Consider the following 12,634-nt stretch of genomic DNA (forward strand, 5'->3'; position numbering starts at 1 on the left):
TAAATCTGCGGAAAGCCGCTATACTCATCTTAGACAGAAGTTTTAGTGTGGGTAGTGGTATGCCGTCAGCGAACATTTCAGAGCTATTCGATTCTTATTTTGAAATCGTTTATGCCCACTCAGCAGCGTTGCGCGATGAAACGTACAAAATTCGTTATGATGTATATTGTCGCGAGCTCGCGTTTGAGGATGAGTCTGCATTTCCAGACAAAATGGAGCGTGACGAGACGGACTCGTATTCCCATCATTATCTGATCAAGCATCGGCGATCAGGGATGTATGCCGGAACCGTTCGAGTCGTCGATCCAAATCTTACCAGTGATGCTGTTTTGTGTCCTATTGAGCAGTACTGTTCGGAATCAATTACAGATGAGGTGCTTAACCCGGTAAAACTGGCTAATAACACCTACTGTGAGGTATCTCGGCTTGCTGTACCTGATACTTTCCGCCGAAGAACGGGTGAAAAAGGAAAACCGTTCATTTACGAGGGGGAGCGAATCAGCATGACGGAAACCGAAAAAAAAGCCTTTCCTTATATTGCTGTAGGGCTTTATTTAGCCGCCGCAGCGCATTTCATTAATTCGCCAAAGCTGAGCCATATCTTTGTGATGATGGAGCCTCGTTTGTCGATTCACCTCCGTAGAACCGGCATCGACTTCAGGCAAATCGGCGAAGTGGTGGAATACCATGGAGAGCGGGCTCCCTTTCACATTGATAAAGAGCGGCTGCTGGGGGGGATGAACCCGATGATCCGTGCGCTGTACGATTGTATCGAAACCAGTATTTGTGCCCAAGTATCTGAGCATACGCCAGAATTATGGGCGCCATAGGCTGTAATTCGATGCGTCGAATAAAAGCGTGTTGGATAAAACAAGTGACGGGTGACTTTATAACGGTTATATCTATCGTTAGTGCTTAAAGCTAAAGTGCAAATAGAGCTGAAAGCCAAAGTACAAATAGTACTGAAAGGTAAACTTTATTTCGCACCGAAAGTAAAAGTACGGAGAATAGTGTAGTTAGCACTACTGGTACTGAAATAGTTTTGTTTTACAATTTTTCCATATAGTCTTCAACCATATAGAGTTAAAGAGGAGGTTTGCTATGACGAAGGTGCTTGAATACGATGATCTGGCCCTTATTGCCCAGGGCCATGCTGCATTCCAATTGTTGTGGTCTGGTGTGAATTTAAATGTCTTTGATTATTTGTCTGAGCATCCAGGGTGTGACTTTGAAAGCTTGCGTGCCGGTATTGGTCTGGAGTTACAGCCGGCCAAGGTATTGATTATTGGTCTGACCTCATTGGGTATTATCGAGAAAGATGGCGATAGCTATCGTAATGCCGAAGTCGTCGAGCAAACAATGGTGTCTGGTCGGCCAGGTAATATGCGGGAAGTGTTGGGTTGGCAGCATCATATTTGTTATCCGGGCCTGCATTATTTTCTGGACTCCCTCAAGCAGAATGCTAATGTTGGCCTACAGCATTTCCAGGGTGACGAAGATAATCTTTATGCACGACTGGCACATACGCCAGAGTTGGAGAAAGTTTTTCAGGATGCAATGTCGTCATTGTCCAACACGGCAAACGAGTTGTTGGCACGGGAAGTAACATTCGACGATATAAATCATTTGGTAGATGCTGGTGGTGGTGTTGGAACCAATGCAATAACGTTGGCTAAAGCTAATCCGAATCTTCGGGTAACGGTTTTTGACTCGCCGACTGTATGCGAGCGGGCGAATGCGAATATTGCAGAACAGGGAATGTCTGATCGGGTTGATACTTATCCTGGAGACTTTTTCGTACGGGATTTCCCGGAAGGAATCGATGCGATCATGTTTGCCCACATGATGACAATCTGGACGCCCGAGAAAGACACTGAGCTGCTGAAACGTGCTTATGATGCGCTCCCTGTGGGCGGCAAAGTTATTATCTACAATATGATGGCTTACGATGATGATACAGGGCCAAAAAGTGCGGCATTGGGCTCGCCTTATTTTCTGGCGATAGCGACCGGGCAGGGTCGGTTGTACTCCTGGCAGGATTATGAGGGCTTCTTGAAGGAAGCGGGCTTTTCCCAGACTGTGCGCAAGGAGTTGCCCCGTGATCATGGTGTGTTGGTTGGTGTTAAGTAGTCATGTCTGCATCAAATCATTCTACTGAAGCGACACAAAGCGCTTTCGATTACGAGCGCGCATTTCTCCGAAATCTCGGGCTGGTGCAGCCCGAAGAACAGCAGCAGTTAAAGAATTGTAAAGTCGCAATTGCGGGTCTTGGTGGTGTGGGTGGTGCCCATGTCGTGACGTTGGCGCGGATGGGGATTGGAAATTTTCATCTCGCCGATTTTGATATTTTCGAGCTTCATAATTTCAACCGACAGGCCGGAGCGATGATGTCCACTCTCGGAGAGCCCAAGTGTGCGGTGATGTCGAGAATGGCTAAAGATGTTAACCCTGAAGCCAATGTGGTGCCATTCGATGAGGGAATTAACGCCGATAATATCGATCAATTTCTGGATGGCGTTGATGTAGTTGTTGACGGGCTTGATTTTTTTGCCGTTAACGCCCGCGATTTGCTCTATACCGAGGCGCGTAAACGCGCGTTGCCGGTGGTGGGAGCAGGTCCCATTGGATTCAGTATGATCTTGTTGACGTTTTTGCCAGACCAAATGAGCTGGCATGACTATTTCGCAATGGATCTGGCTAAGAATGATACAGACAAGTATTTGTTGTTCGGTTTGGGGAATGCGCCGCGGGCCACTCATATCCCCTACATTGATAAACGTTATGTAAGTCTTGATGAGCAAAGGGGGCCGTCCTGTGCTGCCGCTGTGCAACTGTGTGCAGGGGTCATCGCTGTTGAGGTTCTGAAACTGGTATTAAAGCGGGGTGTAGTCAAAGCTGCTCCGTATTACCATCAATTTGATCCCTATCGGTGTATGTACGTGTTGGGCAAGCTCAGGAATGGAAACCGAGGCTGGTTACAGCGACTGAAGTTTTATATTTTTAAACGGTTTTATTTATCAGGAAAGGTCAAAAAGGATGGTTGAAAAACAGTTGGTGGATGTCATTTTGGAGGCGGGGATATTGGCTCCGTCAGCCGATAACAGCTCCCCGTTTTTGTTTGATTATGTCAAGGACGCATCTCGAGTGTCGATTTTTCGAGATCCTGAACGAAGTGGTGGTTTTTCGGATGGTAAGGGTTATTTGGTCTACACCGCGATTGGCGCTGCGATAGAGAATATGTCGAGACAAGCGGAGTCGATGGGTGTGCGGCTTGAAATATCACTCTTTCCCAAAGGGGAGGGTAAAGCCGACTCGGTAGCTGAAATTCTCTTTGTTTCTCCTGGAGATGATGAAGGCAGTGTTGTTGCTCCAGGGGGGGCAGCTTCTGTTAAACTTCTTGATTCATTGAAAAAAAGGTGCACGGACAGACGTTTTCCTTATGGCAAAATGCCAGCGTCGTTCGATTTGACCCGTGTGCAGTCCGCAGTTGATAAAACGGGGTGTGGGTTTCGGTACTTTGGGCCAAATCAGTCCTCGGAAAAGAATCAGATGGTTCGGTTTGTTCAATCTGCGGAAGCGCTTCGATTTACAGATCCCGGGATACATGCAGAATTGTTCAGTTCCTTGAGTTTCAGCAAAGAGAGTGAGGAGGGTATACCTTTACCTGCGTTGTATCTTGATCCAATGGGAAAACTGTTGATTTATGCAATTCGTTCATGGTCATTTCTCAACGGAATGAATCGTGTCGGGTTGAATAAGGCGCTGGCTTTTTTCGGGGCGGGCTTACCGTTGCGTTTATCTCCTGCTGTGGGTGTCATTACTGCGCCATCATTGTCTCCCCGGGATCTGGTTGCTGCGGGTCGAGCACTGCAGTCCGCTTGGTTGGAGTTGAATGCCCAAGGAGTTTCTGTGCATCCCTATGCCAGTATAGGTGTTATGTCAGGGGATTTCTTTCAATTGCCAGGTAGGTTCGGAGCGTTGCAGAGTAAGTTTAAAGATGCAGCGCTTTCTTTCTTTGCTCAGGATCGGCCAATTATTCTTTTTAGACTGGGGGACAAAAAAGGTGATCCAGTTAAGAGTGGTCGTCGTAAGTTGTCTTCTTTTTTCAGTTCCTGACTTCAAGTCAGGCATGCTTCTATCGCCAAAAGATTAGCCGCTGATGATGCACCGCCGTTGCGGGGTGCCTTTTTGGTTAATGCGCTCTGTTCTTATTTAAATGGTGTTTGTAGATCTGTGTATAAGTCGCAGGCATAAAAAAAGCTCAGTCGAAACTGAGCTTTTTTGTGTCAGAAAGCGTTGTGGAATTAAGCTTTCTTAGCACGAGCACGCAGGCCAGCAGCACCAACCAGAGCGATACCCATCAGAGCCAAAGTACCTGGCTCAGGGATACGGTTAACCTGGAAGTCGAAGTCGCTTCGTGCCAGATATGGCAGTTGCAGACCTTCACCACCCAGAATGTCGCCAGAGCCGATAATATCTACGAAACCGTCACCACCAGTAGCCCCTTTGTTCAGGTCAGCAATGAAAGAGAATTGCTGAGCGAAGTCGTAACCAGAGCTGTTTGACAGAAATGACAGGTTGTAGTTTACCACGCCCAATTTGGTGGTAGCAGAAGCGGCTTTAACGCCAGCCAAGTCTGCAGTCAGGCCACCAGGGAATGCGGAAGTCGCGAACCAGTAGTCATCCAGGTCAGCAAAGCCCAGTGTTGCCCATGCTGAACCGTTTGTAGCAGCAGTTTCACAGTCAGCAACTGGAGTTGCTGTGCCTGATTGACATGCTGTCGTGAAGTCCCCTGGGCTGTCTGAGAACAATGCAGCCATTGCACCAGCACCGTATTCAGCTTCGAATTCGTCAGAAGGCTTGAAGAAAATGTTGTCACCAGAAATAGAAGCAACTTCAATTTCTGAAATACCGGTCAGTTCCAGGCCAGGTGCACCCAATTCAGTGTAGACACTGTTGTCCAGAAGTTGAACGGCGTCGAAAGTGATTACCGCTCTCAATCTGTCACCAACAACCAGAGAACCACTGGTTTTGATGTCGCCGTTAGCGTCCAGTACGTATTCAATGTTGTCGTCTTCTAAAACGGAAACTCCGCCAGGCAGCGGGATAGCGTTTGCGCTGGTCGCTGCAAATGCTGTTACAAGTCCTGTTGTAACCAAAGCGTTTTTAACTTTCATGTTTTCACCTACTTATAAGTTGATCTGCAAGAGCAATAATTCAAAATCCTATGATGAACGCACCATTCGCATTCTGTCCCGTATATAAGCAGGATGAGTGCCAATATTAAAATATCTATATAAAACAGGTAGATATGAATTTTAGTTCTCGCGCGAATTTTCTGTGTGTAAAAAAACTCGACAAAAAACCGGATTAGCTTTCCTGATTCCTATTGTAATCGATTGTAAATGTAAAATAATAGATATTGGTTGTGGTTTACCGTGTGTAAATGAGCAATAAAGCAGGTCTTACAACCTTAAGCGTCTCGAATAAGGAGCGGTTTTCCAGGGTATGGGAAATAGGGTGATGGAGAAGCGTGACATTGTGCACAGTTTGCATCGTAGGCTAGGGGCATAAAATGGGAGGTGTTTGTAGGCTGACGGGGTTGCAGGCGTCCTTGTGGAAATGAACAGGCTAATTATTCTGGTCGCTGGAATTTGCTATTTGGTGATGTGTAAAAAAACTTGTCACTAGCCCCCCCGGCTGCGTAAAGCGGCCAGGGGGGCAGGTTGGTGAGTTGTTCTACGAGTTTGACTTAAGTGGTTGCAGTCTGAGCCTGTTTGCTGAATTTTCGGTCCAGGTAGTAAAGAGAGAGAGGGAGCAGGATGAGATCGAGCACCAGCGCTGCGATAATCGTTACTGAAACCATTGCTCCCATATAGGCGTTTACATTGAAGTCCGAATAGGACAGCACCCAGAAGCCACAGGCCAGGACCACTGTGGTGGTTACCAGCGCTTTGCCCACAACATTGAATGCGTAAGCCAATGCTGAATCTGTATCAAGATCAAGCGTGCGCCGGGCGTAAATATACTTGTTAATAAAGTGAACCGTATCGTCCACAATAATGCCCAGGGTAAAAGAGAAAACGATTGCCACGGCCATATTCACTTCTGATACCAAGAGACCCCATAAGCCAAATGCTGCAAGGGCCGGAAAAGAATTGGGAATGAGGCTGACTAATCCATATCGGATTGATCGAAGTGCAATCATCAGTGTCAGGGTCACAAAGGCTAACGCAACCAATGAGCCGGCTACCATGCTCTCGATATTTCGTTGACCCAAATGAGCAAACATCAGGGACAAACCCGCCCCCGGAGCATGCAATTCGGGTGTGTTGGTCTGTAGCCAGGTGTCAATTCGCTGCTCCAGAGCCAGAAGTTCTTTCGCTTTTTGGCCTTTAATTACCGCTGTGATCTTGAGTGCGGATTTATCCATATTGATCTGGTTGTTCAAATCCAGCCCAAAGGGTAAGGATAGTTCGTACAAAAGCTGATATTGAGCAGCAAGCGCTTTGCTGTCTGGAATACGGTAGTAGCTGTCGTCATCATTATGCATATTCTTGTTCAGGCGCTTTATCACGTCTGTATAGCTTATCACTCTTACAATTTCTGGCTGACTCTCCAGCCAGTCAGTGAATTTCTGTACAGTCTCCAGGTATGCAGGGGTATTGATGCAGTTAGACTGCTGGCAGTTCAATGAATAACTGAAATTGTCAAAACCGGTAAGATGTTCCTGCATAAAATCTGCCGCTTCTCTGAGTGGTACTGATTTTTTGAAGTAACCCAGTGTATTGTCGTTCAATTGGTTGTTGGGGATCTGGAAGACCAGAAATAGCAGGAGGCCGCAGGTGGCGGCCAAAGATAGATGCCTGTGTTTAATCAAAAAGGCGCTATAACGGGCAGCGATGCCTGTGTTGGCTTGTGATTGCTCCAGCTGTGCTGTGGCAGGACAATAGTAGGCCAGAGCTGGCAGCAGCGTGAGACTCAGTAAGAAGGCGAACAGGGTTCCAACTGCAGCCCAGGTACCTAATTCCCGGAAAGGGGGGGTATCGCTGAAATTCATGCTGGCGAAACCAATTGCCGTGGTGAGAGTGGTGAGAAAAACGGGGGTCAGGTTGGTTTCGATCATTTTCCGTAGCCCTTCCTGTGACCCCTCTCCCGAACGGGTATGGAACCGAAAACTGTTCAACAGGTGTACGCAGTTACAAATGCCAAGAATGAGTATTATTGCCGGCAAAACGGCCGTAATTTGATTCAGGGGAAAGTGGAGCCAGCCCATGGTGCCGATGGTAGCAGAGACGCTCATGGCGACAACCACCAGCGTGATCCCCATTGCGATCAGTGATTTTAAGGTAACGAGCAAGAGCAGTGCCATGACAGCAAACATAATCGGTAACCAGAATTTGCTGTCACGTTGAGATAACTCATTAAAGGTCGCGGCAACAGTGGTTTGTCCCGCGAGGTAAATCGTCAGATCCGGATATCGACTTTCATAGTCTTGAATGAGTGTTCGGGTGGCTGCAATGATCTCGGCAGAAGCCTGATCGCGTTCGACGCTATTCTCGGGCAGATTGAGTAAAACCGTTATAGATGTAACCGTGCCTTCGGGTGATATAACGAGATTCTTGAGCTCAGGTTCACTCAGTGCGATTTTTTCAATTTGTTTAATCTGTGCCGGGGAGTCAAGTCGCGTTATCGGGATGAGGTCTTCAACAAAAAGGTCATCTTCACTGGCGTGGGTGTATTGATAGTTACTCAGGGAGTCAACCCTGATCGAGTTGGGTAACTGCCAGGCGGCTTCCGTTAATCCGATGATTGCCGTCAGGTCTGTTTGGTTGAACAAGTTTTTTTGTCGGGTGCTGATGATCAGGGTCACATTGTCCGAGTTGGTGTACTCGTCTTCGATCAAGTCTTGTTGATTGAGTTGCGGATTGTCCTGGCTGAAGAAAATTTTATAGTCACTTTCGAAGTAGATATTTTTAGCGCCGGATGAGAGCCCCAAAACGATAATGAGTGTAACGACTGCGAGGATGTTTCTGCGGTAAGCCAGGGTGTTAATCAATCGATCGAGATTCATGGTGGGTAGATCCTTAAATCCGGTTTATTGTGGTTATCCGGTATTTGTTATGTATAGGCAACACATCCTTGTGCTGCTTCAATGCCTACTTTACAAGTGATTTGTAAAGTGAGCTGGCCTCGGATTTTTCAGTAAAGTCTTTGTTTTTTATTTTTTCCAGGATGGATACGGCCTCGTCACTACGCTGATTTTCCTTCAGCGCAAGTGCGAAATGGAATGCAACAGATGGATCTTCAGGGAGCTTATTGTGAGCGACGGTGAGTTTTTCCAACGCTTCCTTGGTATCGCCTTTTTTGAGCAATAGATACCCGAAGGTGTCTGCAATTTCCGGTAGCGGCGCTATTTCAAAGGCATCGGATGCGTATTTTAATGCCTCCGTCAGATTGCCTTCTTCCCCCAGGGCCCAGGCCAGGTTGTTAAGCACGACCGGATTCTTTGCATTATTTTTCAATAATTCCTTGAATTGCGCAATGGCAACGGAGTTGTCTTTGGATATCGACAGGTTCGCCAGATACATTCGCGCAGGCTGGTCGTTGGGATGATCCTTCAGCCAGTTTTCAAGAGTCGTCTGGGCTTCTTTGATCTTCTTCATTTTTTTGTAGACTTCCACGACGGAAATCACGGACCGGGTTGATGGATTGAGCCCATGGCTTGATTTGAAAAACGTGAGTGCGGAATCCAGCTCACCCTTTTCGTTGTGGAAAACCCCTCTGATCCGATCAAGTTCAGCATTTGAGCCATTTATGGCGGCAAAGCGGGCTATTTTCGATTTCGCTTGTTGTTCCCGTCCATTTGCTAACAGAAGCCGTATTTCGTCAAGCTGCAAATCCAGATTATTCGGGAATTGTTCCATCCCTTTTTTCGCAGTGGCCAGGCCGCTTTCATAGTTCTTGGCGCGCACATAGGACGTGATGAGTAATTTATAAGTCTTGACCTCTCCACCGTTCTTACTCAGAACATTCGCATAATGTTTGGAGGATTCATCGTATTTGGCCAGCATCATGTTCAGGTTACCCATTGCCGTTTGTGCTTTGATGTAGACTTGGGAATCCGGACCGATGTCTGAAAGGGTTTTAAGTGAATCTTGAATTTTGCGTTCGTCAGCAAGGATGAATGAATAGAGCAGTTTGAAGTCATCGTTTTCGGGAGCTGCTTTAACCAACGATTCCATACGCTTAATGGAATCTTCCGAATTGCCGGAAATTTTGTCCACCTTATACAGTGAGAGCAGCACATTTGGATCTTCCGGGTATCGCTTTAGAATGCCTTGCAATGTGGTTCGAGCTTTTTCATAGTTGCGTTGTGCAACATGAACCTTGGCAATGCTCATGGCGATGGTTGGATTGTCAGGGGCTACTTCTGTTGCTTTATTGAGCGTTTTCAATGCAGCGTCAAAATCGCCCTGAAAAAAATCAACACGGGCCAGGAGTAGATAGCCTTCATGGTGTTCGGGCTGACTTTTTATCAGCTCCTGTGCGAGGCGTTTTGCTTCATCATAATTTCTTGCCTGAATATAATGCTGGATCAGCGCGGCTCGGGCCCAGAATGCCGTTGTGTCTTTTTGTAATACGGACTCAAGGTCCTCAATTCCCGAGAGATCCTGTTGCTGTAGCTTGATAGCACCCAATCGGGACAAGTTTGTTGTATCTTCCGGGGCAATTTCGGCTGCTTTTCGCAGAAGTATCTCTGCCTCCTTTAAATCCCCTCGTTTTGCCAGCTCAGAACCGAACTCAGTCAGTAACTTGGCATCCGCGCCCTGGGGGTCACCGATGTTTTCCAGAATATCGTCTGCATTGGTTGAGTAGCCAAGTTTAAAGTCCGAATAAGCAAGCATTCGGCGGGCGATGTGTTGATCGTCTAGCTCACTCACGACTGCTTGCAAACGCTCTCGTGCAAGTTCGTAGTTCTCCATGTGGAAATTGGCAATCCCGGAGATGAGTTTGGCCTGCTTGTTAACTTCGCTTACTTTCAAAACTTCTTCAGCGTAGAACTTGGCTTGTTCCCAATCTTGGGTTTGAAGCTTCAAAGTTGCTTTGATGATGTTGGATGGCAAATGCTTCGGTGCTGCTTTGAGTACTAAATCGATATTCGTGTCAGCTTGATCAAACTCTTTTAAAGTCAGATAAACCCGAGCAAGGTCGACATAGTGCTGCAGTCGATTGGGTTCGAGTTTGACGGCAGCTTCGAGTTGTTTGGCGGCTTCTGGCAAATTATTCAAATTGGAAGCAATTCTACTGGACAATACATGAGCTTCAACTAGGTCAGGGTATTGGCTCAGCAACGGCTGGACGGTTGTGTTCGCCTTGTCATAGTTGCCCCGAATGGCTTCTACATACGCTTTGGATAAAGTCGAATATTTGGGGTCACCGAGTGCAACGGCAGATTCAAAGTCCGCTTCGGCATCCATTTTTTGATTCAATGACAGATTGGCCGTACCACGCAGGAATAAAGTATTGGCTCGTTCTTCCTGGGAAAGGGCGCTGAAATTAACTGTGTTGTCGAGCAGTTTTTTGTACTGGTACTGGTCGAAGTAGGCTTGCGCCATTTCATCAACCAATTGTTCGGCAGGCATACCGCTTTCAATCGCTTTTTCAAACTCTTTCTGAGCTGAAGCGCCTTGCTGCATACCAAGGTGAACATTCCCCATCAGATAACGAGCTTCTGCGTTTACAGGGTTGGCCTGAATCGCGTTCTTGAGCTCGATAATGTAGGACTGCATATCCCCTTGCTGTTGATGTTTCTTGGCGGAAGCCAGATATTCAACGTCGGTTTTAGTATCACTACAGCTCGTAACCCCCAGAATCAACGCTCCGGTTGTTAAAAGTTTGGTTGCCCGTTTAAAATTTATGTTGTGCAGTCCTTTCATGCGAAACTCCGCGTTTTATAGATTCCTAACCCGTGTCAGGATCTATTTTGTAAGCTTATTATTGTCTAACTATTTGTTTGCATATCGGAATACAGAAGGCTATGTCGAAACGCTGTTCGACAGGATTCTATTTCTATTTTCTGTCTTTCAAAACTTCCGTTGATTCCGATTGGAATTCTAACCTGAGTTTAGATAATCATATTGTCCATTCAGGGCTGGCCGCTCGCTGAGCTCAGGCCAGCTGTCTTGTTTTTTGGGGACAAGCGGAAGTTACAATAATACATTTCCGCTTTGGATAAAAGTCATGCTTTTGTATTGATCCATCAGCCATGAATACCGGGCTAGGGCTTAAAAAAATTGATATTTAGGCTAAATAAATACCTCAATCATTTCCGGTTGACTCAAAAAGTTGATTGGGCTGGCTGTCGCACCATAGGCTCCGGATTGGAATATTATGACCAGATCGCCGGGCTTGGCTTGGGGGAGCGTCATTTTGTCCGCCAAAGTATCCAGGGGCGTGCAAAGTGGCCCAACCACCGTCACCAACTCGTTTTCGCTCTCTGGCGCGGCTTTGTCGAGCTGAACAATGTCAACGGGATAGTTTTTCCGGATGACCTGGCCAAAATTGCCGGAGTTGGACAAGTGGTGGTGTAATCCGCCATCGGTTGTCAGGTAGGTTGTCCCTCTGGATTCCTTCTTGTCGACCACAGACGTGACATATAGTCCACATTCGCCAACCAAGTAACGCCCCAGCTCAATGACCAATTCGGTATCGTTAAATTCAGTTTGATATTGCTCGAGTAGTGCGGAAAGATTTTCGCCAATTTCCGTCAGATCCAGACAGGTCTCCCCCGGGAAATAAGGAATACCGAAACCGCCGCCCAGATTGAGCTTATGGATTGACCGACCAGAGTCTTGTTGGATCCGTGCAGCGAGCGCGAAGGTTTTCTGATGGGCGTCAATCAGGGCGTCAGGTCTAAGGTTTTGTGAGCCAGAAAAAATATGCAGGCCGACATAGTCAACTGAATCCGGCAAGCTTCTGATAATGTCAGGCACGATTTCGGCATCGATGCCGAATTGTTTGGGTCCGCCGCCCATTTTCATGCCTGATGTTTTCAGTTCAAAGTCCGGGTTTACCCGTATCGCAATTTGTGGCCGTTGACCCAGGGCTTGGCCAAGGTCAATGGCGCGTTGTAACTCGCCTTCGGATTCAATGTTGAGCGTAATTCCAGATGCGATGGCCGCTCTTAGATCCGAATCCTGCTTGGCGGGTCCGGCGAAGCTGATGGTTTTTGCGGAAATCCCGCTCGCTAAAGCAGCGCGAAGTTCTTTTTGGGAAGCCACATCCAAGCCGTCAACGAGGGAGGCCGCAAAGCAGACGAGTGCCGGCATCGGGTTAGCCTTGATGGCGTAGTGCAGTTTTATTCTATCGGGTATAAAGGCCCGAAAGTGATTAACTTTCTGTTCGATAATATCTCGATTGTACACATAAAAAGGCGTGCTACCCGCGATGTTGGCGATGTCGCGAAGGTCTTTCCCGTGAGCATAGTAAGTGCCATCCTTTCGGACATAGTAGGGGTGTTGGTCGTGTTGCGGTGCTTTTTTCTGCATTTCTATGTCAATTTCCTTTACGTGGTTTTCCTACCCATTTGGATTGTGTAGTGGCGCGTGTGCATACTGCACTCTTTATTTTC

Annotated in this window: 8 protein-coding genes; 4 read left to right on the forward strand and 4 right to left on the reverse strand. The window is 47.1% G+C overall.

What is annotated here, in order from left to right:
* Positions 1–59 precede the first annotated feature (59 nt).
* From OLMES_RS10460 to OLMES_RS10475, 4 genes are all read left to right on the forward strand, one after another.
* Positions 60–830: a PEP-CTERM/exosortase system-associated acyltransferase gene (locus OLMES_RS10460; RefSeq protein ID WP_157678254.1), complete on the forward strand. Its 771-nt coding sequence runs from the start codon at positions 60–62 to the stop codon at positions 828–830.
* 271 nt (positions 831–1,101) lie between these two features.
* Positions 1,102–2,130: a methyltransferase gene (locus OLMES_RS10465; protein WP_087461221.1), complete on the forward strand. Its 1,029-nt coding sequence runs from the start codon at positions 1,102–1,104 to the stop codon at positions 2,128–2,130.
* 2 nt (positions 2,131–2,132) lie between these two features.
* Entirely contained in the window at positions 2,133–3,044 is a 912-nt protein-coding gene (locus OLMES_RS10470; protein ID WP_087461222.1) for a ThiF family adenylyltransferase, read from the forward strand.
* The gene (locus OLMES_RS10475; RefSeq protein ID WP_087461223.1) at positions 3,037–4,116 is read left to right on the forward strand and encodes a nitroreductase family protein; all 1,080 of its coding nucleotides are present in this window, start codon (positions 3,037–3,039) and stop codon (positions 4,114–4,116) included. Before OLMES_RS10470 ends, OLMES_RS10475 begins: the two co-directional genes overlap by 8 nt.
* 188 nt (positions 4,117–4,304) lie before the next feature.
* Here OLMES_RS10475 and OLMES_RS10480 read toward each other — a convergent pair whose 3' ends face one another.
* From OLMES_RS10480 to OLMES_RS10495, 4 genes are all read right to left on the reverse strand, one after another.
* The gene (locus OLMES_RS10480) at positions 4,305–5,177 is read right to left on the reverse strand and encodes a PEP-CTERM sorting domain-containing protein (protein ID WP_087461224.1); all 873 of its coding nucleotides are present in this window, start codon (positions 5,175–5,177) and stop codon (positions 4,305–4,307) included.
* Between the two features lie 575 nt (positions 5,178–5,752).
* Complete coding sequence (locus OLMES_RS10485) at positions 5,753–8,074, reverse strand: efflux RND transporter permease subunit (protein ID WP_087461225.1); 2,322 nt, start codon at positions 8,072–8,074, stop codon at positions 5,753–5,755.
* 85 nt (positions 8,075–8,159) lie between these two features.
* Positions 8,160–10,940, reverse strand: coding sequence for an XrtA/PEP-CTERM system TPR-repeat protein PrsT (prsT, locus tag OLMES_RS10490; protein WP_087461226.1), 2,781 nt, complete (start codon positions 10,938–10,940; stop codon positions 8,160–8,162).
* Positions 10,941–11,309: 369 nt separating this feature from the next.
* A complete protein-coding gene (locus OLMES_RS10495; protein ID WP_087461227.1) occupies positions 11,310–12,551 on the reverse strand; it encodes a pyridoxal-dependent decarboxylase, exosortase A system-associated in 1,242 nt (413 codons plus the stop codon).
* Positions 12,552–12,634: the final 83 nt, after the last annotated feature.

The organism is Oleiphilus messinensis (assembly GCF_002162375.1).
GTDB classification, from domain to species: domain Bacteria; phylum Pseudomonadota; class Gammaproteobacteria; order Pseudomonadales; family Oleiphilaceae; genus Oleiphilus; species Oleiphilus messinensis.

Coding starts and splice junctions, on each gene's coding strand:
- OLMES_RS10460 (WP_157678254.1), top strand. CDS start 60: ATGCCGTCAGCGAACATTTCAGAGCTATTCGATTCTTATTTTGAAATC.
- OLMES_RS10465 (WP_087461221.1), top strand. CDS start 1,102: ATGACGAAGGTGCTTGAATACGATGATCTGGCCCTTATTGCCCAGGGC.
- OLMES_RS10470 (WP_087461222.1), top strand. CDS start 2,133: ATGTCTGCATCAAATCATTCTACTGAAGCGACACAAAGCGCTTTCGAT.
- OLMES_RS10475 (WP_087461223.1), top strand. CDS start 3,037: ATGGTTGAAAAACAGTTGGTGGATGTCATTTTGGAGGCGGGGATATTG.
- OLMES_RS10480 (WP_087461224.1), bottom strand. CDS start 5,177: ATGAAAGTTAAAAACGCTTTGGTTACAACAGGACTTGTAACAGCATTT.
- OLMES_RS10485 (WP_087461225.1), bottom strand. CDS start 8,074: ATGAATCTCGATCGATTGATTAACACCCTGGCTTACCGCAGAAACATC.
- prsT (WP_087461226.1), bottom strand. CDS start 10,940: ATGAAAGGACTGCACAACATAAATTTTAAACGGGCAACCAAACTTTTA.
- OLMES_RS10495 (WP_087461227.1), bottom strand. CDS start 12,551: ATGCAGAAAAAAGCACCGCAACACGACCAACACCCCTACTATGTCCGA.